The sequence below is a fragment of the Paenibacillus sp. FSL H8-0457 genome, assembly GCF_038051935.1.
GTDB classification, from domain to species: domain Bacteria; phylum Bacillota; class Bacilli; order Paenibacillales; family Paenibacillaceae; genus Paenibacillus_AQ; species Paenibacillus_AQ lautus_A.
In genome coordinates, this window is sequence record NZ_CP150293.1 from 5,982,871 (window position 1) to 6,003,732 (window position 20,862).

The 20,862-nt window shown below is 53.1% G+C and carries 20 protein-coding genes and 1 other annotated feature; of the genes, 8 read left to right on the top strand and 12 right to left on the bottom strand.

The features are described 5' to 3' along the window. Nucleotides 1-151 precede the first annotated feature (151 nt). The 7 genes from MHI43_RS26830 to MHI43_RS26860 form a co-directional block, all read right to left on the bottom strand. Nucleotides 152-1,675: a 2-isopropylmalate synthase gene (locus tag MHI43_RS26830; RefSeq protein WP_036665188.1), complete on the bottom strand. Its 1,524-nt coding sequence runs from the start codon at nt 1,673-1,675 to the stop codon at nt 152-154. A gap of 164 nt (nt 1,676-1,839) precedes the next feature. Then, nucleotides 1,840-2,178 (bottom strand) — a binding site (T-box leader). Nucleotides 2,179-2,702: 524 nt separating this feature from the next. After that, the gene (gene tsaD / locus MHI43_RS26835) at nt 2,703-3,746 is read right to left on the bottom strand and encodes a tRNA (adenosine(37)-N6)-threonylcarbamoyltransferase complex transferase subunit TsaD (protein WP_036665186.1); all 1,044 of its coding nucleotides are present in this window, start codon (nt 3,744-3,746) and stop codon (nt 2,703-2,705) included. Next, a complete protein-coding gene (gene rimI, locus MHI43_RS26840; protein ID WP_015737293.1) occupies nt 3,743-4,267 on the bottom strand; it encodes a ribosomal protein S18-alanine N-acetyltransferase in 525 nt (174 codons plus the stop codon). The genes tsaD and rimI overlap by 4 nt, the downstream gene beginning before the upstream one ends. A gap of 19 nt (nt 4,268-4,286) precedes the next feature. Continuing rightward, nucleotides 4,287-5,078 (bottom strand): tRNA (adenosine(37)-N6)-threonylcarbamoyltransferase complex dimerization subunit type 1 TsaB, encoded by a 792-nt coding sequence (gene tsaB / locus MHI43_RS26845; RefSeq protein WP_036665185.1) that lies wholly within the window; start codon nt 5,076-5,078, stop codon nt 4,287-4,289. Then, a complete protein-coding gene (gene tsaE / locus MHI43_RS26850; protein WP_015737295.1) occupies nt 5,065-5,535 on the bottom strand; it encodes a tRNA (adenosine(37)-N6)-threonylcarbamoyltransferase complex ATPase subunit type 1 TsaE in 471 nt (156 codons plus the stop codon). Before tsaE ends, tsaB begins: the two co-directional genes overlap by 14 nt. Before the next feature lie 320 nt (nt 5,536-5,855). After that, nucleotides 5,856-6,038: an H-type small acid-soluble spore protein gene (locus MHI43_RS26855; RefSeq protein ID WP_015737296.1), complete on the bottom strand. Its 183-nt coding sequence runs from the start codon at nt 6,036-6,038 to the stop codon at nt 5,856-5,858. 3 nt (nt 6,039-6,041) lie between these two features. Continuing rightward, nucleotides 6,042-6,332 carry a hypothetical protein gene (locus MHI43_RS26860; RefSeq protein WP_036665182.1) on the bottom strand — a complete coding sequence of 97 codons (291 nt, stop codon included), beginning with the start codon at nt 6,330-6,332 and terminating at the stop codon, nt 6,042-6,044. A gap of 392 nt (nt 6,333-6,724) precedes the next feature. On the opposite strand from MHI43_RS26860, the gene MHI43_RS26865 reads away from it, so the two are divergent. The 3 genes from MHI43_RS26865 to ligD are packed head-to-tail and all read left to right on the top strand — an operon-like array spanning nt 6,725 to nt 9,489. Further along, a complete protein-coding gene (locus tag MHI43_RS26865) occupies nt 6,725-7,654 on the top strand; it encodes a Ku protein (protein WP_036665180.1) in 930 nt (309 codons plus the stop codon). Between the two features lie 6 nt (nt 7,655-7,660). Then, nucleotides 7,661-8,566 (top strand): DNA ligase, encoded by a 906-nt coding sequence (locus tag MHI43_RS26870; RefSeq protein WP_036665178.1) that lies wholly within the window; start codon nt 7,661-7,663, stop codon nt 8,564-8,566. A 5-nt stretch (nt 8,567-8,571) separates the two neighbouring features. Next, nucleotides 8,572-9,489 carry a non-homologous end-joining DNA ligase gene (gene ligD, locus MHI43_RS26875; protein WP_015737300.1) on the top strand — a complete coding sequence of 306 codons (918 nt, stop codon included), beginning with the start codon at nt 8,572-8,574 and terminating at the stop codon, nt 9,487-9,489. Here the strand turns inward: ligD and MHI43_RS26880 are convergent. Further along, the gene (locus MHI43_RS26880; RefSeq protein ID WP_036665176.1) at nt 9,472-10,545 is read right to left on the bottom strand and encodes a radical SAM protein; all 1,074 of its coding nucleotides are present in this window, start codon (nt 10,543-10,545) and stop codon (nt 9,472-9,474) included. The two genes, ligD and MHI43_RS26880, sit on opposite strands and share 18 nt — an antisense overlap. 228 nt (nt 10,546-10,773) lie before the next feature. Between MHI43_RS26880 and MHI43_RS26885 the strand changes: the two genes are divergently transcribed. Together MHI43_RS26885 and MHI43_RS26890 are read left to right on the top strand one after the other, a co-directional pair. Further along, on the top strand, nt 10,774-11,355 hold the full coding sequence (locus MHI43_RS26885; protein ID WP_036665175.1) for a TetR/AcrR family transcriptional regulator: 582 nt from the start codon (nt 10,774-10,776) through the stop codon (nt 11,353-11,355). 44 nt (nt 11,356-11,399) lie between these two features. After that, nucleotides 11,400-12,470, top strand: coding sequence for a serine hydrolase domain-containing protein (locus MHI43_RS26890; RefSeq protein WP_036665174.1), 1,071 nt, complete (start codon nt 11,400-11,402; stop codon nt 12,468-12,470). 59 nt (nt 12,471-12,529) lie between these two features. Here MHI43_RS26890 and MHI43_RS26895 read toward each other — a convergent pair whose 3' ends face one another. Together MHI43_RS26895 and cls are read right to left on the bottom strand one after the other, a co-directional pair. Continuing rightward, nucleotides 12,530-13,447 carry a YitT family protein gene (locus MHI43_RS26895; RefSeq protein ID WP_015737304.1) on the bottom strand — a complete coding sequence of 306 codons (918 nt, stop codon included), beginning with the start codon at nt 13,445-13,447 and terminating at the stop codon, nt 12,530-12,532. A 166-nt stretch (nt 13,448-13,613) separates the two neighbouring features. Next, on the bottom strand, nt 13,614-15,044 hold the full coding sequence (gene cls / locus MHI43_RS26900; protein ID WP_015737305.1) for a cardiolipin synthase: 1,431 nt from the start codon (nt 15,042-15,044) through the stop codon (nt 13,614-13,616). 270 nt (nt 15,045-15,314) lie between these two features. Between cls and MHI43_RS26905 the strand changes: the two genes are divergently transcribed. Next, entirely contained in the window at nt 15,315-16,286 is a 972-nt protein-coding gene (locus MHI43_RS26905) for a M23 family metallopeptidase (RefSeq protein ID WP_015737306.1), read from the top strand. 35 nt (nt 16,287-16,321) lie between these two features. Further along, nucleotides 16,322-16,741 (top strand): polymer-forming cytoskeletal protein, encoded by a 420-nt coding sequence (locus MHI43_RS26910; RefSeq protein ID WP_036665172.1) that lies wholly within the window; start codon nt 16,322-16,324, stop codon nt 16,739-16,741. Nucleotides 16,742-16,877: 136 nt separating this feature from the next. On the opposite strand, the gene MHI43_RS26915 is transcribed toward MHI43_RS26910, so the two are convergent. Next, complete coding sequence (locus MHI43_RS26915) at nt 16,878-17,651, bottom strand: ABC transporter permease (RefSeq protein ID WP_235201877.1); 774 nt, start codon at nt 17,649-17,651, stop codon at nt 16,878-16,880. Further along, nucleotides 17,644-18,561: an ABC transporter ATP-binding protein gene (locus MHI43_RS26920; RefSeq protein ID WP_015737308.1), complete on the bottom strand. Its 918-nt coding sequence runs from the start codon at nt 18,559-18,561 to the stop codon at nt 17,644-17,646. Before MHI43_RS26920 ends, MHI43_RS26915 begins: the two co-directional genes overlap by 8 nt. 490 nt (nt 18,562-19,051) lie before the next feature. Here MHI43_RS26920 and MHI43_RS26925 point away from each other — a divergent pair, with 490 nt between their 5' ends. Then, entirely contained in the window at nt 19,052-20,845 is a 1,794-nt protein-coding gene (locus tag MHI43_RS26925; protein ID WP_036665170.1) for a glycosyl hydrolase family 28-related protein, read from the top strand. The last annotated feature ends 17 nt before the right edge of the window (nt 20,846-20,862 follow it).

The following is a 20,862-nucleotide window of genomic DNA, read 5'->3' on the forward strand; positions in this document are numbered from 1 at the left end:
AGAGTTTGATGTTCTATATATTTAGCTCCTATATAGGGCCTACCTTTTATTATTTTGGAAAAAAGCGACCTTCCCCGTTCCGGGTGGAAGGTCGCTTGTGCCAATCTTAAGTAAATGTAAGCACGCTGAGGTCCCTTAATCGCTTCGATGCCTAAACCGACATTAACGCCGAGTTGCATGCCGCAACGTATGCCAAGCCTGCGGCCATGACGATATCCTGGTGCACGGCCGTGCCGCGGAAGATCTTGCCGGCCTTCTCCACCGTTACCGCCGCTTCGGCATGCGCGTCCTCGCCGCTGCTTAAAGAATGCAGCTCCAGATCGCCAAACCGGATGTCGCTGCTGATTCCTTGGCTGATCGCCGATATGACGGCTTGCACGGGACCGTCCGCCACGCTGGAGTATGTGGCTTCCGTCTGCTCGCTCAATTGGCGCAGCGTAACCGCGGCAACCCTGCTGCTTCCCGTGCCGGAAATGACCTGCGCCTCGGACAGTTCGTACACCTGTGCCGGCTTGCCCAATGTGCGGCTGACCATCTGCAGCAGCTGATCATCGCTGACCACCTTTTGACGGTCAGCCGTTTCCTTGAAGGTATCGTACAGGGATTCCATCTCGGCTCCCTCGAGCCGGACACCGTAACGGGCCAAGCGGTCCTTCAGGGCATGGCGGCCGGAGTGCTTGCCCAGTACGATCATGCTTCGCGGAATGCCCAGCTTCTCCGGATCCATAATCTCGTAGGTGCTACGATCCTTCAGAAGACCGTCCTGGTGAATGCCGGATTCATGCTGGAAGGCGTTCCGGCCGACCACGGGCTTATTGAAGGCGATCGGAAAATGCATCGCACCGCTGACGAGGCGGGATACCTCGTACAGCTTCTCGGCCGTAATGCCCGTCTCTGCCCGCAGCATGTCGCCCCGGGTAGATAGAGCCATGACAAGCTCTTCCAGCGCGCAGTTGCCTGTACGTTCGCCCACCCCGTTCACGGTGACCTCAATTTGACTCGCGCCGTTCTCGATCGCGGCCAGGCTGTTGGCCACGGCTAGACCGAGATCGTTATGGCAGTGGGCACTGTAGGTGACCCTCTTCCCGCCTCGGGCGCCTTCCCGCACCCGCCGGAACATCTCGCCGTATTCGTTCGGAAGCGCATATCCGACCGTATCCGGCAGATTGATGATCGTGGCTCCCTCTTCGATAACGGCCTCCACCATCTCGATCAGGTCGTCGATGCCCGTTCGGGAAGCATCCATCGCCGTGAATTCCACCACATCGCTGAATTGCCTCGCATAAGCCGTCATTTCACGCGCCCTTGCCACGACTTCCGGACGGCTCATGCGCAGCTGGTGGCGAAGATGGATGTCGGAAGAGGATATAAACAGGTGAATCCGCCTTCTCGCCGCATCCTGGGTTGCCTTGACGGCCGCATCAATATCCCCTTTTACCGCTCGCGCGAACCCGCAAATCTCCACCTGCTGCAGCTGCCTTGAAATGGCCTGCACAGCGGCGAACTCTCCGGGACTGGACACCGGAAACCCGGGCTCCATCACGTCAACGCCCAATTCCGCCAGTTTTCCGGCCAGCACCATCTTCTGCTCGGGCTGGAGACTTGCCCCTGGTGCCTGTTCTCCGTCCCGCAATGTCGTATCGAAAATTCGGATCGTTCTCTTGGATTCATTCATCTTCCGATATTCCTCCTTCGTTAGGGTACAACCCTGATTTTCATTCGATTGGATTCTGTTGTTCTATCCAACTGGTTATGTTCAATGCACGTCCGCACGTCGACTTGCGTCCGCTTCCCACCCTGCTGCTGCCGGCAGCAAAAAAGCCCGCCATCTCTTATATCATAAGAGACGACGGGCTAAAGACCCTCCGTGGTACCACTCTAATTGACACGCCATGCTGTTCAGCGATGCTAACGCACGCACGTGTCCACTCACCGTCCATGATCTCCTCATGCCGGCCGGGTCATGAAGAGAATGGACTTCCCGATGACGGAGGAACGCCGTAAGAGAGTCCTATCTGCATTCTTGGCATTCGATCCGGATCGATCAAATCATCCGACCTGCAGACGTTCCCTCTTCCGCTCCCGGGCGAGATTCGAAGCTTGCTGCCGCTGCGTTGCACCAAAACCGCAGCTCTCTGTAGACAGCTCCCTTCTACTGCTCCCGTTCATCGCGTTTATACGTTATGCTGTTATGCAAATACCACATGATATCCGGCTCCCTTTACCGGGTATCTTTAACTCTTTAAGCGCTGCTTCGTTGTTATACGCCTTCTTCCTGATCCGAGTTCCAAGCTGCCTCAACATGCAAAAAAGCCTGCCATCTCTTATGCAAGAGACGACAGGCTATCCTATCGCGGTACCACTCTTGTTGACTTTAAATCCTAGGTCCATTGCAAACCCGGACCTTAAAGCCCCCTCCATCGCCAAATCGCAAAGGATTTGTGCGCAGCCGTTCTCACGGAGGCCATCCCGTAGCAAGGTCAAGCTCCGCAATGTCATCTATGCCTTAGAGGCATTTCATTGCGCGAGGTTCCCCTGCTCCGCTCCCAGGTGAGTTCAGGCTCCTGTCGTCTGCGTTGCACCGTCCCGCAGCTCTCTTCATCCAAGGTTCACCTTACTGGTCCTGTTCTTTGCGTTTCAACATTCTGGAATTTGATCATGATTATACGTTCTGGACCACAGACGTGTCAAGAAGCTTTAGCTTAATGTTCCGCCCAATATTCCAGCGACATTTGCGGATCAGCCTTCATATCCAGCGGCGTAAAGCTCTCCCGCTTCCATTTCAAATGCGCCGCGGCCGCAATCATCGCTCCGTTATCGGTGCAATATTGAAATGGCGGGATCGTCAGCGGGATTCCTTCCTGCCCGCACCGCTCGGACAATGCTTGACGAAGTCCGCGATTGGCGGCTACGCCCCCGCACAGCAGCAGCTGTTTGGCATCGTATGCTTTGACCGCGCGAACCGCCTTCTCCACAAGCACCTCCACGACGGATTCTTGAAAGCCCCGGGCTATCGCTTCCGTCCGAACGTCCTCTCCACGCATTTTGCTCTGATTGACGACATTTAATACAGCCGATTTCAAACCGCTGAAACTAAAGTCATATGAATCCGGCTCCAGCCATACGCGGGGAAGATCCACGACCTCCTCGGCTTCCAAGGCCATTCGGTCGACATGTGGGCCTCCGGGATACGGGAAGCCAAGCGCCCTTGCCACCTTGTCGTACGCTTCGCCAACCGCATCATCCCGCGTCCTGCCGATTAACTCAAAGCTGCCCTCGTCTTTCATGTAGACCAGCTCGGTATGGCCGCCGGAAACAACCAGCGCCATGCAAGGATAGGCGATATCGCCCACAAAGCGGTTTGCGTAAATATGACCCGCAATATGATGCGTGCCGATCAGCGGCTTGCCCAGCGCAAACGCCAGGCTTTTGGCCGCCATGACGCCCACGAGAAGAGCTCCGACCAAACCGGGGCCCTGCGTGACGGCGATCGCCGATAAATCCTTCATTTCGATCCCGGCCTCGGCTACGGCCTGCTCAATAATTAACGTAATGCTCTCCACATGCTTGCGGGAGGCCACCTCGGGCACCACCCCGCCAAATGCTTTATGCGTTTCAATCTGGCTGGCAATGACGCTGGACAATACCTCGCAGCCATCCTTTACGACGGCAACCGAGGTTTCATCGCAGCTCGTTTCTATCGCCAAAATGCAGCTGTGCTGCCGGTCTATTTTTTCATCCTTCATGATAGCCTTTGACTTCCTTCCTCGCCATCGTCCTCCCGATAAGGGGGCAGATCTGCCCACATGATGAGTGCGTCTTCCTGGTTATCGGAATAATACCCCTTCCGGACACCGGCTGGTTTAAACCCTTTTTTGATATATAAACGCTGGGCAACGTGATTGGATACCCGAACCTCGAGCGTCATTTTCTCCATCCCCATATAGGCAGCGGTCTTCATCAGTTCCGACAGCAGCCGATCGCCCCACTTGCGTCCGCGATACTGCTCCAGCAGGGCAATATTCGTGACGTGCGCTTCATCCACGATCGTCCACATGCCGGCATACCCTACGGTTCGGCCTTCGTATTCCATAATCATATAACGCGCAAAATGATTCAGTTTCAGCTCATTGTGAAAAGCTTCCTCGGTCCAGGGCACGGTAAACGCTTCGCGCTCCACCTCGAGAACCTCCGGTATATCCTCCAGGGTCATCAGCCGGAAGGACAAACCTTCTTCACCGTCTGCCGGCTTCTTCTGCTCGTCCATAACGAATCCTACGCTCCCTTCACCGCTTGCGCAGCAGGTTCGCTTCCGCTTCGGAAAGCTGTGTATAATTGGGCACCAAGGTATGCACATCATCCGCTTCCCCGGCGAGTAATCTGGCTGCTCCCAGATACCCCATCCAGCGGCCCTCCAGCGAGTACGGATGAATCCGGAGCCTGTCTCCAAACCACGGCTCAAGCCCGCGAGAGGCCTCCGCATGAAGCTCCACTTCCCCGATAAACCATATGCAGACCGGGCGCTCCTCTTCAGGCAGCTTGCTGATTCGTTCCTCTATGGCTTCCACCCAGGACTGCATCAGGCGGATGCCGTCCGTCTCCATACGTACCGGCGCTTCCGCTTGGCGTTTTGAATCGGCAGCGAACAATGCCGTATACACTTGTCCCCGTCTGGCATCCAGCAGCGGAACGACCCAGTGGACTCCCTTTTCTGCCGCCGTCTCGCTCCATCCGGATTTTAAGCCCCCCCATGCCAAAGCATGCAGGCTGGATACCCCGACGACCGGAAGCTGATTGGCCCATGCCAATGTTTTGGCTGCGGTCACCGCTATGCGGATGCCCGTATAGGAACCCGGGCCCACACCTACGGCAATGCCGTCTACCTGGTCCATGCCGAGGCCGGCTTCCGCAAGCGCCTGATCCATCACGGGGTGCAGGTGCACCGAGTGGTTGCGGTCCGCATTCGTGTTAACCTCCGACAGCAGCTTGTCCTGCTCCATCACGGATACCGCCAGCGAAGCCGTTGACGTATCCAGCGCCAAAAACCGCTGCTGCGGCTTTTTGTCATTGTTGTTCATTCATGCTACCCCATTTTTCATTCAAATCCCGGCACCACTCGCCATAAGGCCCGCCCTGGCTTGAAAGTGTGATGATCCGGTTCGTTTCGCCCGTCGTTTCTAGCTGGATATGGAGATACTGCTCAGGCATAAGCTCGGTGATCAGGCTGCTCCATTCCACGAGACAAACCCCGTCACCATAAAAATATTCGTCCAGCCCAAGCTCATCCGCCTCATCGACCGACAAACGGTATACATCCATATGGTAGAGCGGCAGACGCCCCTCATATTCTTTAATAATGGTAAACGTCGGGCTATTCACAACACCGTTCACCCCAAGATGCCGTGCAAATTGTTGGGAGAATGCCGTTTTTCCTGCTCCAAGATCCCCGTCCAGACCGATGACGGTCCCTGGCTCCGCCCTCGCGGCCAGCCAAGCAGCAAGCTGCTCCGTCTCCTCCAGACTGCTTGAAGTCATTCGAAACCGGCCCTCCGTACGGCCATTATTCACTGATAACCCACCCTTTATTTAGTTTGCCCATATCTCAAAATACTTGATCTTCATTATATCGGTCCTCCCAATCCGCTGCAAGAACCGGGGCGGCCATTTCGCCGCATGGGAAGCTCCTGATCTGCTGATGGATGATATCCAATTATTTTTCAGAGGGCTGCGTTAACGGCAAATTATACGCAAACCAAACACACCTTATCCGGTTTCCGACAGTACGGAACCCCGAACAAGGTGTGTTTTCATGCCATTTCAAGCTTCTGCAAGGAAGCTAAGCCCCTTTAATCAGGCTATTCGCCTTCCTTCAGCCGGTCCACATTCACCGTCAGCGTATTGGTCGGACGGGAACCAACCTGAACGGTAGCCATCCCGTTCTGCGGATCGATCTGCTCGATCCAGACTGGCTCCCCTTCCAGGTTCACCTTGTAAGTATCCTTGGAGTTAAAAATCTCCACGGCGCGCTGCATCTCCATACGTTATGATCCTCCTTCTTCCGGTTCTCTTGGCGATTCGTCCACGACCTCCATCGTGTCGGTGGTGGATGGGCCGATCAGTCCGTTATCCATCGTGACATTGCCTCCGCCAAGGCCTTCGTTAATCATCCGGTCAATATCGAACATGGTAGATTCCCGAGAGATCTCGCTCTCCTCCGAGGTCAGGCTGTTCCAATCCACCATGTCGCCGTTCACCGGTTCGGATGCGGAATGGTCCGAGGCTCTGTCCTTCTGTATCTCTTCCGACGTTTCGGTTTCTCTAGACTCCATCATGAGAAGATACCTCCTTTTACAGGCAGCGTTCATCGTCAATATGCCACAAACAGGTTCTAATTATGCAATCCTGAGCTATAACTCATACTAGAGTCTTTTTTTGGGCACACTAATAGAGGTAGTTCAAAAAGTCCGCTTTTGATCACGAAGCGAATCAGGAAGCAGCTCGGCATCGAATCTTGAATTCAGCCGGGCCTTCCGGTGCTCACGTACCCAAAACGTACGCTCCGCTCCTGACGTCCCTAGCTTCATCCAACCTTCTCGGTGCTGAAAACCGACCTTTTTGAACACGCACTACTAGAGGTAGTTCAAAAAATTATAGTCGTCGTTTATTGCGTTTACTACACGGTCATACCCAAAACATATTAGAACTTGATAGGAGGTTTCATAGAATGCATACGGTTTGGAAGGGCGCGATCAGCTTTGGTCTGGTGCACGTGCCGGTGAAGATGTTCTCGGCTACGGAAGACAAGGATATTTCGATGCGGTACATTCACAAGGAGTGCGGCAGCCCGCTCTCCTACATCCGCAAATGTCCGGTATGTGAAGAGGAGGTTGCCTGGGAGGAGATTACGAAGGGCTATGAGTACGAGAAGGGGAAATTCGTGTTGTTCGAAAAAGAAGAGCTGGAGCAGCTCGCCGAAGCGAACAGCAAAAACATCACCATTCTGGACTTTGTCGATCTGACCGAGATCGATCCGATCTACTTCCAGAAGACCTACTATCTCTCGCCGGATCAAGCAGGTGCCAATGCATACCGGCTGCTGCTGGAAGCGATGAAGCAGTCCGGCAAAATCGGCATCGCCAAAATTGCCATTCGCTCCAAGAGCAGTTTGGCTGCGATTCGCGTGCTGGATGAATGCCTGTCGATCGAGACGATTTTCTACCCGGATGAAATCCGGCCGATTTCGCAGGTCCCGAATCTACCTGAGCGAACGGAGGTCAACGCCAAGGAGCTGGATATGGCCAAACTGCTGATTGACCAGTTGTCGACTCCCTTTGACCCTGAAAAATATACGGATGATTATCGCGAACGCCTGCTGGACCTGATCAACAGCAAAGTGTCCGGCGAAGAGATCAAGATTGCCCCTGCCCGTCAGGAGACCAACGTCGTGGATCTGATGGCGGCCCTTCAGGCCAGCATCGAGGCCGTAAAGCCGATCGGAACGGACCCGGGCACCAAGCCGAAGCCGCGTAAAACGACCCGGAAGACCGCTGCCAAAGAGCCTGCAGCCAAGGTCAGCGGCGGGGAAGCTGACGCGGACGCACCGAAGCCGAAACGCCGGACGACCAAATCCAAGAAATCCGATTCCCCATCCTAAAGCCGCATGGGACAGTTGCAAAATTTGCTGCCGAAAGAGCCGATGGCTCCGATCTCGACGGATCAGATTACGACGGGCGAAGATTGGGGTTATCAGCTGAAATGGGATGGCGTACGCATTCTGGCCGGGCTTGACCAGAACCGCGTATCCCTGTATTCCCGCAAGATGCTCGACAAAACATCCCTGTACCCCGAAGTCGTTCAGGCATTATCCGTCCTGCAGGATCAGCGTCTTCTCCTGGATGGCGAGGTCGTGTATTTTCATCCGGAGCTTGGCCGCCCCGTCTTTCAGAAGGTTCTTCAGCGGGAGCGTTCGCGTACGGTCAGTACGAGCGCTCCTCTGTTTACTTATGTGCTGTTCGATATCTTGGTGGACGGCGACGAGGACTTGCGCAAGCTGCCTTATCTGGAACGTCATCATCGTCTCAAGGAGACGGTTTCCGACATTCCGGGCCTGCTGACCGCCGATCTGTTTCTTGAAGGCGAACCGTTATGGGACTGGGCGGAACAGCGCGGTTGGGAGGGCATTGTCATGAAGCGCCTCTCCTCGCCTTACCGTGAGGGCAAAAAGCATCGGGATTGGTACAAAAAGAAAATTGCCGTGAACATGGCAGCCTCCGCCGTCGCCATGATCATCAGGGAAGGTCGCGTAGCCAGCCTCGTCATCGCAGACGACGATGGGAACTACATCGGCCGGGCTTCCCTGGGGCTCAATGAGCAAACGAAGAAGAAACTGCTGCAATATGCCGAAAGCCATCGTGCTGACGCGATATGGAGAACGCTCCATACCGACCTGAAGAAAGAACAGCTGGCCTGGCTTAACCAGCCTTTATCAGTCCAGGTCACATTTCTCGAGTGGAGCCAGGATGGCATGATGCGCCATCCCAAACTCGTATCGATTGAGGGGGTGTAAACCATATGGCTCGTACCGTTAAAGGCACCCTGACGATCGAGGGGCAAGAGATTCAAATTACGAATCCCGACAAACCGCTGTGGCCGGAGGTCGGCATTACCAAGGCAATGTATTTGCAAAAGCTTGCGGCCATCTCGCCTTTCTTGCTCCGGTACTGCCGGGGCAGGCTGCTCACGACCATCCGGTATCCGCACGGAGCCCAAGGCGAATCCTTCTACCAGAAAAATGCACCCGAGCCGCTGCCGCCTTTTGTTCAGACTTATGTGCACGAAAATATTAACTACGTGCTGCTCAACGGGCTGCCGGAACTGCTCTGGCTGGGGAATCTGGCTGCGCTTGAGTTTCACCCTTCCCTGCATCTGGCAGGCAGCCATCTGCCCTGCGAATGGATGATCGATTTGGATCCCACGCTCCCGGAGGAGCCCCGGATTATGGAGGCGACGGCCATTGTAGGGGACGTGTTGAGCTCCCTGGGCCTGTCCTCCGTCCCGAAAACCTCGGGAGCGACCGGAGTGCAGATCATCGTTCCGATTCCGGAAGGCGTAACGTTCGATGAACTTCGAACGGTTGGCCAATTCGTGGGCCAATACGTGACGGAGAAGTTCCCGAAGCTGTTCACCATCGAGCGGCTGAAGAAGAACCGCGGCGATAAAATCTACTTCGATTATCTTCAGCACTACAGCGGGAGGACGCTCGCCGCTCCTTACACCCCGCGGGCTCGGCGGCTCGGGACCGTCTCCACGCCGCTCACGTGGGACGAAGTCCGCCAGGACGTTTCTCCCACGGAGTTTCACCTGCTGAACATCGAAGAACGGCTGAGGGAAAAGGGCGACCTGCTGCAGACCCTGCCGCCCCAACCGATCGAGAATGTCATCCGGCATCTGAAGCCAAAGGGTAAGGCAGCGTCAAAAAGGAAAGGATAGCTGCTCAACAGCAGGAGTAAGCTCCTCTCCGGAAACCGGGGCCGCCGGTTGAGGAAGCTTCCTTGGACGTACAGGAGCAGCCCATTCCCTCGCAGGGTGATCGTTGGTACCTTCATCCGATGTATCGTTCTCCGAGGCTGCAATCGGTCCGGACCGGTTGACGGCAGCAGGTGCCCCCATGGTCAATCCGCTCAGCCCATATTCGTTCAACAGCCTGGACGCCATCGCCTTGACGGAACGAACGTAATGCTCTTCCGCATAAGCGCCTTGCCCATATAACTCGCGGTAGGATTGAACCACCTCGGGGAAGTGGTGTTTCAGCGTTTCGAGGTACCATTTCTTCACGTCGCGCGACAGTCTCAGCAAGGAGATCATCGCAAAGGAAACGCCTCTTTCCTTTGCCTGGGACAAGAGCTCCTTCAGTTCCGGCTCCTCGTCCGTCAAAAAGGGCAGCACAGGCGCCACAAACAAGCCTGTTCTAATGCCAGCAGCCGATAATCTTTGGATCGCATCAAGCCTGGCCTCCGGATGAGGCGATGCCGGCTCCAGCTTCCGGATGACGTCCCCGCTCAGCGTGTTGAGACTTATGTTGACGGACACGTTCTCCATCCGGGTCAAGATATCCAAATCCCTCAATACGAGCGGAGAACGCGTCGTAATGCTGGTAGAAATGCGGTATTTAGCGAGCAGCTTCAGACATTCCCGCGTAAGGGTCTCCTTGCCCTCGATCGGCTGGTACGGGTCGGTTGCCGTTCCGATCGTCACCTGTCCGATCGATCTCCGCATCGCTTCAATATCATAGTTAAACTTCCTCGCCGCGCTCGACAGCTGCTTCTCCAGCGCTTCCGCCGCATTCGACTTCATAAAAATATGGTGCTGGAACTCGTCTTCCGCTCCCATCCCGATAAACGATTGAAATGCGCGGGCATAGCAAAAGCTGCAGCCATGTCCGCAACCTCGATACGGATTGATGGACCAATCGAAGGGCATCCGCTCTTCCTTCACTCGGTTTAATGTTTGCTTGGTGGTTATGCGTTCATATTGCGTACGAGCCATTCCGTTTCCTCCTCCCTGGATCTGCCATGCTCTATATCATTATTCTTTATTTTAACAAACATATGTTCTTATTATAAGTGGTTTTTACTGGATTTACAAATCCTGATTCCATGAATGCTTCATGATGACCGGATTGAAATCGGTCCAATTACTCTTTATAATCAATATATATCAAGTGATATATATTGATCGTTCTACATATGAATAACCTAAGGAGCTGTAGACATCATGGCACCAAAAACGAAGTTTACCAAACAAGATATCGTGCTAGCCGCATTCGACATTGCCAAAACGGATGGCATCGAGTCCATTACGATCCGAAAAGTAGCCGAACGTCTCGGCAGCTCCATCGCGCCGATCTATGTCAATTTCAACGACGTCCAGGAACTGCTTCAGCAGGTCGTCGAAAGAGCCTTCCATGTGGCCAGAGGAATGATCATGGAGCAGCAATCCGGACAGCCGTTCCGGGATATCGGCATGGCAAGTCTCCGCTTTGCCAAGGAATATCCCGTGCTTTATCGGGACCTCATGATGAAAGACAATCCCCATATGAAGAATACGCCGGAACAACTGGACGAAGTTATCGGATTGATGAGGCAGGATCCGGAGCTCGCGGGATTTTCGGATCAGGAACTGCAATCTATTTTATTGAACATGCAGGTGTTTCAGACAGGTCTCTGCGTCATGGTGGCAAACGATCTGTTCACGAAGAACGTGGATGACGAGCAGATGATGAATATGATGGACGAAGCCGCTGAAGCGTTCATACGTGCTGCGCGTGCCCGGAAACATGAGGGAAACGGAATCTAAACTGAAGGAAAGAAAAATTACGATTCATGGGAGGTAGAACGGCAATGGGAACAATCCTGAAGCAAGCGGTTCTGGATGCATGTGTGACTCAAATCGCCAATAAAAGAAATGTGTTTAGCACAGTGATGTGCGTCGAGGACCAGGAGCGGTCATTGTCCATAGTCGGCAGCGGAGGTGATATGCAGCCTGACGCCCGCTATTTCATTGCCAGCGTGACCAAGTTGTACGTGACTGCCGTACTCTTGAAATTACGCGCCGAGCGGCGGCTCGAGCTCCATGATCCCATTGGCAAGCACCTGCCCGAAGAGATTATGACCGGGCTCCACAGGTTTAAGAACCGGGATTACGGCGAAGAAATCACCGTTCAGCATTTGATGTCCAATACGTCCGGCATCCCGGACTATTTCTCGGGAACCGTCTTCTCGAATCTGATCGCCGGGAAGGATCGAGCTTGGAGCCTGGACCAAGTCCTGGCCGCGGCCAAAAGGAAAACGCCTAAATTCAAACCGGGACAGCAGAAAAAAGCCCAATATTCCGACACCAACTATCGGCTGCTTGGCCAAATCATCGAGAATATCAAGGGCGAATCCATTCAGGCCGTATTCCAGGAATACATCTTCGACAAGCTCAAGCTGACGCAAACCTATTTTTATCATGACCCGGAGGATGCGTCCCCCGTTCCGTTCCATTACAAGCAGAAGCGACTGGACCTTCCCTTGTATATGGCATCAGTCGGTGCGGAGGGCGGGATCGTCTCCACGGCAAGGGAAACGATGACGTTTTTGCGATCCTTTTTTAACGGGGATTTGTTTCCGCTGGGTGATTTGAGGGAGCTCCAGAGGCAGTGGAACTTCCTGTTTGCTCCCGGCCCCTTCTTCTATGGCATCGGCATTTCAAGACAGCCGCTATCTCCTTTCAGTCTGGGACGCGGACTCATCGGCCACTGGGGCCAATCCGGGGCATTTGCCTTCCATCACCCGGAGTCGGGCCTCTATTTCACCGGAACCGTGAACCAGGCCGTCGGTCAATCCGCCGCCGTCCAGGCCATGTCGCGAATCATTCGTCATTATGTGCGCGAGAAGAAGGCGCTGCGCCTGCAAGCCGATACTCTTTAAACAAAAAATGGCTCCACCCGCGCTAACTCTCGCACCGGGTGGAGCCTGAAATGATTGTATTAATGGATTGCCTTTTTCTTAAAGCGGCCGCCCTTCACATCATGGATGTTGCCGACGGCTACGAAGGCCTGGGAGTCCCAGTCTTCCACAATGGATTTGAGCTTTGCTTCTTCCAGGCGAGTGATAACCACAAAGATAACCTTCTTGCTGTCTCCGGAATAAGCGCCCTCGCCTTCGAGGTAGGTTACGCCGCGTCCCAAACGCTGGGTCAGCGCATCACCGATCTCCTTATGCTTATCACTGATAATCCAAACCGATTTGGATTGATCAATGCCTTCAATGGTAATATCGATCAATTTAAACGCAAGGTAATACGCAATCAGCGAGTACATGGCATGGTCCCAGCCGAAAATGAAACCTGCGCTGCCTAGAATGAATACGTTGATGAACATCACGATTTCGCCGACGGAGAACGGCGTTCTCTTGTTGATCAGAATGGCCACGATTTCCGTCCCGTCCAAGGAACCGCCGGACCGGATAACAAGGCCGACCCCGATTCCGAGAAGCACGCCGCCGAACACGGCTGCAAGCAGCGGATCGATCGTGATCGGATCGACGGGATGCAGGAAATAAGTGCCGACGGACATGACCAATACGGCGAACAGCGTGGATAATGCAAAGGTTTTTCCGATCTGTTTATATCCCATAAACAAAAACGGAAGGTTGAACAAAGTCAGGAATACACCCAGCGGAATATCGGTGATATGGGAAACCATAATCGAGATTCCGGTAATCCCTCCGTCAATAATCTTGTTCGGCACCAGAAAGATTTCCAGCCCTACTGCCATCAAAATCGCGCCGAAAGTTAAGAACACCAGACGGCGGAGAAGCTTCAAGGTCGCTGAGCCTGCCTTGGGATTCTCCGGCTTCTGCTGCTCCGCTTTCACTTGCGCCAGAATCTTCACATCACTTGACATAAATCTCCCCCGTTCAACTTTATGAAACCAAGCTAATATATATTTATAAGTGGATCCTATATAAATATTCTATCATATAAATAAAAGCGGGACATAGATTTTTCGCAGTTTATCCTGCTTTTTACTCGGATTTCCGTCATTCTCACATCTCATGTAAAATATACTTTTACAGCAATGGCGACAGCATCCTGCACATAATTTCGGCCGCTTTCTGCCATCTTCCGCGCTGACGGAACACCTCCGCATCAATAAGCCTGCTATGTTGCAGATCTTCCTTAAAATCCGAAACCAACCGCTCAATAGGCAGCCGATCAAACAGCACAGCCGTCAGCTCGAAGTTACAGAAGAAACTCCGCATATCCATATTCGCCGTACCGACCGAACCGAGAAGCTCGTCCACAATGAGCACCTTGGCATGGATGAACCCTTTTTCATACTCGTAGAACTTGACTCCCGCTGCCAGCAGCTCTTCCACGTAGGACAAGCTTGCCATCTTGACGAGGCGGGAATCGGCGTGATCCGGAATAATGATCCGTACGTCCACGCCGCTCACCGCAGCCGTCTTCAGAGCTTCATAAATTCCTTCATCGGGAATGAAATACGGCGTGGTAATCCATATCCGTTCTTTGGCCACGGAAATCGCCCCGAAGCACATTTCCTGAATGGCATTCCAGTTCAGATCCGGTCCGCTGCTCAATATCTGCACTTGCTCCTCCCCGGTGCATTGATGCTCCGGAAACAGCCCGAAATCCGCAATGCGCTCTCCGGACGCGAGCTTCCAATCGTGCAGAAACACATTTTGCAGAAAATAGACCGCATCCCCCTTTACTTCCAGATGCGTGTCGCGCCAGTAGCCCATATTCGGATATTCGCCAAGATAGTCGTCCCCGACGTTAATGCCGCCCAGAAAACCGATCGTGCCGTCCACGACGACGATTTTGCGGTGGTTCCGGTAATTGATTCTGCGGCTGAACATCGAGACCATGGCGGGCAGGAAGAAATAGAACTCCACTCCCGATTCTTTGAAGCGCTGAATGAATGTTTTCTTGAGTTTATAACTGCCCAGCCCGTCACAAACCAGGCGCACCTTGACGCCTTCCTGCGCTTTTCGAATCATGACGTCCTGAAACTTCGTGCCGATCCGATCATGGCGAAAGATGTAAAACTCCACGTGAATGTGATCCTTGGCCTCCTCCATGGCGTTCAGCATGGCCTCATACGTCTCTTCCCCATCGGTCAACACCCGGCTTTGATTACAGCCCGTGATGGGACTCTCCGACAAGTGATTGAGCAGATTGAACAAACGGTCATTATGATGAAAGCCGGGATTGTTCATATCTCCTTTTCTTCGGACGACCGCCGCCCGATCCCACAAATGCGCCCTGATTTCCTGAAACAAACGGGAACCCCGCTTGCGAATCTTCAATCGCTTCTGGTAATCCTGCGCCACAAAGAAATAGAGTACAAACCCGATAAAGGGGAGGCAAAATAAAATAAACAGCCATGCCACGGCCTTGGACGGATTTCGAAACTCAAGCAGCAGCACCGCAACCATCTGCAAAATAAAAGTAATAAGTGCAACCAGAAGCCACACCATATCGGCAGCCTCCTCACGATGAATAATATATTGAGCAGCCCTTTGTCAAAACGTTTGAAATGAAAGACAAGCAATTAACTACACTACATCATTGACCAATTCCATATGTATTTATTCAATTACCCAATGCGGCGCCATACTGAATAAGTTCTCTTATCTAATAATTTTTGACATGTTCTTCGAAAGAATAGAATACATACTAGATAAGGAGTTGGCCAAGTCTAGCGGGTGCCCTTGTAAACCATAAATAATGCATGGAAGGGAGATGCCATGAAAACCGCACACCGTAAACAACGCTTAACCTTGCTGGTGCTTCGGGATGCCCAGCATTCAGTCAAACAGGTCCATCTGTCCAAACCTTTGATGATAGCGGTGCCCGCGGCCGCTATTTTGTCCATCGCCGGACTGATCGTTTCCCTCCAGATCCAGTCGGCTCAGACCATCTCGGGGCTGGAGCAGCAGCTGACGCTGAAAAGCCTGGAAGCCTTAAAGATGGAAGTGACGGTCACCGATAAGAATGAAGCCATCGAACGCCTAAATAAAGCGATCATTCAGCTATCGGGTGAAGCAGAGCAAACGAAGGTCCAGATGGAGCGCGTTCAGCAGCTGGAGCAGGAGCTTCAGCAGTTTATTGAGAAGCACGGCAGCCTGTCCGGCCAGACCTCCTCCATCGCTGACGAGGATAAGCAGCATGTCGGCGGTGAATTCATTGCCGTTCATGAGAATGAAATGTTAAACCTCGCCAGGGAGACCCAGGATGATTTCGAGAACATGCAGCAGTTGATTTCACGCATGGAGCAGCATATTCCGCGTACGCTGGATCAGGCCCAGGAAACCCAGGAAAGGCGTGAGGGCACGCCTTCATTATGGCCGACCACCTCCAAGCGGCTCACCTCGAATTTTGGTTATCGAAGCGATCCTTTTACCGGCCGCTCGGCCTATCATGCCGGCATCGATATTGCCGGGAAAACCGGCGATCCTATCTATGCCGCAGGTGCCGGCGAGGTGACGGCAGCGGAACGCAGCGGGGCGCGGGGGCTGTATATCGTCATCAGGCATCCGAATGGTCTGGAGACGTGGTACATGCATCTGGACAGCCTGGACGTGTCGGCAGGCGATCATGTCGAGCAGGGCGAAACGATTGGCAAGCTGGGCTCCTCCGGGCGAAGCACGGGCCCTCACCTTCATTTCCAGGTCGTCAAAAACAATCAGACGATTGACCCTTTGCCTTATCTGCAATAAGCACACCATCCATTTTCGAATAGGAGGAATGACAGATGAAGAAGAAAAACAAGAAGAAACGGGCGTCAGAGCGGACCGATACGCTGATCGGGCCAGGAAGCGAAGTGGAGGGCGTCCTGCAATGCGAGGATGACCTGAGGATCGACGGCCGCTTTAACGGCTCCATCGAAAGCCAAGGCTGCGTCACCATAGGCGAAGCCGCGATTGCCCGCTCCAATATTTCCGCTCGGGAAGTCATCGTGGCCGGCAAGGTCTATGGGGATGTGACGGCGGAAAATAAACTGACGATTACGACAACGGGGCAAATGTACGGGGATGTTCACGCCGCTTCCCTTATCGTTATGGAGGGCGGGCTTCTTCACGGGGCAAGCCGGATGGACCAGCAGACCTCTTCTCAGGAAGCCTCGGAATCGACTAACACCACACTGCCCCTTCAGCGTCCGGAAGCAGGTTAACCCGGCGTATGGACGACCACCCGAATTCGAACACGATATCCGCTTCGGCCGGATCCTGCAGCCGACACAATCAAAGAGCCCCTTCTCATCCATGTGATCCACACGGCGGAAGGAGCTCTTTTCTCATCGTTTTGAATTACGCTGCTACGTCTCTCTTAGTGAAGGCCAGCCACGAGACCAGCATGAACAGTAAGCAATAGACGGCCAAAATCGCTACAGAAAAGCCCAGCCCCACGCCTCCCGGCCCGACCGGCGAGCTGATGTACCCGCTCAGATCGGTGTGAAGAAAGAGCAAATACTTCGCCCATACAAACCGCTCCGGGTTAAAGATAAAACCGAAGATATCCTTGGTGAACAGGACCAGCAGCGATAATCCAATCGCAAGGCCGCCTGAACGGAATACCGTGGAGAGCATAAATGCAATCAGCGAAATGACAAACACCTGGATCGTATCCGTCAGCAGGAGCAAGAGGGAATTGCTCATGGGCGATCCATCAAATCCGTCCGAGAATCCGGCATTGCCGGAGAACAGCAGCATCGAGACAGCGATGCCCACCACCATGGTGATTCCCGCACAGAGCAGCCCGAACAGACACAAGGCGGCGAATTTGGATAACAGAATCTTCCCCCGGCTCCACGGCCGGATCAGCAGCAATTTGATGGTGCCTCCGCTAAATTCCCCGGCCACGATATCCGCGGCGATGACAACCGTGAAGATCGCGCTGAGGTATATGGTGAAACTCTCCGTCCAAGTGAACACGGTCCAGACATCCATCGGCGCATCCGTCAAGTACAGCATGACAGGCATGGCCGCATTAAATAAGACAAGTATGCCCAGCATCACCCATGTCCGCACGCGGTAGTAAATTTTCATATTCTCATTGGCAACAAGACGGGTAAAGTTATTCAACAAGAGATCCCCCTCCCGTCATTTCCAAAAATTGATCCTCCAGCGACCGGGTTACCGGCTGTATGGCATATACGCGTATGCCCGCTTCGACCAATGCCGCATTGATGTCCGCAATCATATCCCGGTCACCGCGAACAAGGACGCGATGCTCCCGGGCTGTCGCCTGGTAGTCCTGGAGGAGCGCTGCGGCGGCATCCGCGTCGCTGACGGTAAATGCCGTCTCTTCAAACATCCGCTCTCCCCCGTCCGTGCGAAGCTGCCGGATATCGACCAGCTTGCCGTGACGGATGATGCCGACGGTATCGCACATCAGCTCCATTTCCGACAGCAGATGGCTGGATACGAAGACGGTGGTCCCTTCCTCCTGCGTCAATCGCCGCAAATAATCACGCAGCTCCCGAATGCCCTGAGGATCCAAGCCGTTCGTAGGCTCGTCCAGGATCAGAAGTTTGGGCCGGTGCAGCAGCGCCTGTGCCACCCCGAGCCGTTGGCGCATCCCCAGCGAATAGGTCTGCACCTTCTCATGGATCCGGTTCCCGAGCCCGACGAGTTCCACCACTTCGTCGATACGCTCCTTCGTAATCCCCTGCATCATGCGTGCAAAATGCTTCAAATTATTGTAACCGGATAGAAACTTGTACATTTCCGGATTCTCGACGATCGCCCCGATCTGGGCAGCAGCCTGCTCATAATTTTTCCGAATGCTGTATCCCCCGATGGTTATATCCCCTTGGGTAATGGACATCAGCCCGACCATCATGCGGATGGTTGTCGTCTTGCCTGCCCCGTTCGGCCCAAGGAAACCGAAGATTTGTCCAGGTGCGATATCAAAGGTCACATCATCTACCAGAACCTTCGACGATATTTTCTTCGTAACCCCGAGCAGTCTTACCAGCGGTTCCTGCTTCATGTGAATTCTCCTTTGCCCCTAACGAAACAAGTTCAATATTCCCCATTATACACAATACCAGGCATGAGTCTAATAGACTCCGCTCCAAGCCGTCTGAATCAGCCAATCATTCAAAGGTCCTGCGCCATGTAAAATAGCTCATTGGATGCAGCCGTTTTGCACTTTCCACATATGCCCATAGGCATATCGTATCGATAGAAACCGGTTTTAAACACGCTGACTCCCTCGATCATCGACACGATCCGACGACAACATATACAGTACATTTTCAGTTCATTTTCCATGAATGTTCCACTCCCAATGAGAAATGGCTTGATATAATGGTTGTTGATACAGAATGTATCCTAATAAATTTGCACTCTTTTGTCAAACGAAAACATAAATATTTCTTGGCTATTTAAGGACAATTAGGTGAATTGGCATCACTCCGACCGATGCTTGATCATATTTTGTATGAGGATAACATTCCGACAGATGGGAGGGTGCGAAAATGCCTGTACTGAACAGTCAAGCCAATGTGAAAAATTTCGGTGCAAAAGGTGATGGCGTTTCAGATGATACGTTAGCCTTCCAACAAGCGATCCAAGCGTGTGCCTCCGGTGCATATTCCGTCATCTATATGCCTAAAGGCCGATATCGCATAACGCAAACCTTGGTATTACCGAAACAGGAAAGGCCCAACACCAACGCCACGCAAGGAATTGGACTTACCATCTACGGGGACGGAATGTATGATAGCGGTATTATTTATACGGGAACAGACTTTGCCCTATACAGTGATAAAGACATGGCCGAGACTATCTTATTTAGGGATTTTTATATTAACCACGCTGCGGGTGGTGGCATCTATCTGCCGCAGGGCGCACACCAAATGTTTGAGCGTTTCTTCTCAAGCGCATGCGGTGAAGGAAAATTCGGAGTTTATATTCAGGGGATGCGAAGCGGGACGAATCCCACCTCGGGCTATGGAGGCTATATGATCTCGTTTCGCGATTGCCGTTTCTGGCAGGAGACGGGTTACTTGGGTACGGGCTTAAAGTTAGAGGATATTGTGTTGTGCACAACGATTGATAGCTGTTTCTTCTCCAGGTCTGTGCGAAATTACCCCCATCTGGAAATTGTGAATTCGGACAGCATTCATATTACCTCAACGGCCTTTGAGAGGAGCGAACAAACCGTCCCCCCTGCTTCTCCTGCAGAGGGACGCACCGAGGAAGATGTCATGAGGGATGCGATTGCGGCGAATCAAGTGATGACCGCCCCACTCATCAAGCTGGATAATGCCCGTGCCGTTTCGATCGAAGAATGCCACGCGGAAGCGACCTATGAGAGCTTTGTGGGAATTTACGGACATACGTCAGGCGTGTGGATTGACGGATGCCGTCTGGATCACTACGCGATCACGGATTACAATCCCAATAAAGGATACATCGTCACCGTAGATCCGGGTTCTACGGCATCGCAGGATATCATCCTCGGACCGCGTAACTACCGGATTCAAGCCAATCATCCCAATACGACACACGGCACGCTTATCAAGGACCCTGTCGGCTGCGTAGTTGTCGAGAATATCGCGGACCGGACATCATTTCGGGATGCATTCTATTTAACGGAACGACGTACCGTACCTTATATCGGCTCCTCTGGCCATAACCTGCTTCGAAACCCGTCTCTCAGCGCCATGTTTACGAATGATGTCCCGTATTCCGTCGAACCTGACCCGGGTTTTGCCTTTAAACAAGCGGCTCCATCCGGCTGTATCGTCACTCAAAGTTCAACCGGCTCAAAGACCAAGCTCCGTATGAGAACCGTAGAACGTCTGCATAAGCATGAATATTACACCTTCGTGCTGTCTGGCACGAACCTGTCGGGGAAATCAACGCCGCTATTTATTGATATCGGCGGGGACACCAACGATCTGACTCTTATTCTTCCTTCCGGCTCCGAACGCTTTACCATTACGAAAACGTTCAAGAAATACTACACGGACATCGTCGACCTCGTGGTATACGAGCCGCTTAATCTCCAAGTCCATTCGATATTCGTGCTGCCGAATCTGGTAAATAACATTCCTTACGGGGAGGAAACGATCGCGAGTTCGGCTGTCTTTACCGAATTGGTTCGCTCCAGCAGCATGATCCTCAGTCCGTTGCCTGCGATACCGGCTGCTTCTGCTGCCCACCGCGGCCGAATCATCATGGTTGAGGACAGTAACGGGGTAGATTCGCTGTATATTTGCAAACAGCGTTCTAAAGGCGTCCATTCCTGGATCAAGTTAGGATAATCGATGCGATGATCATG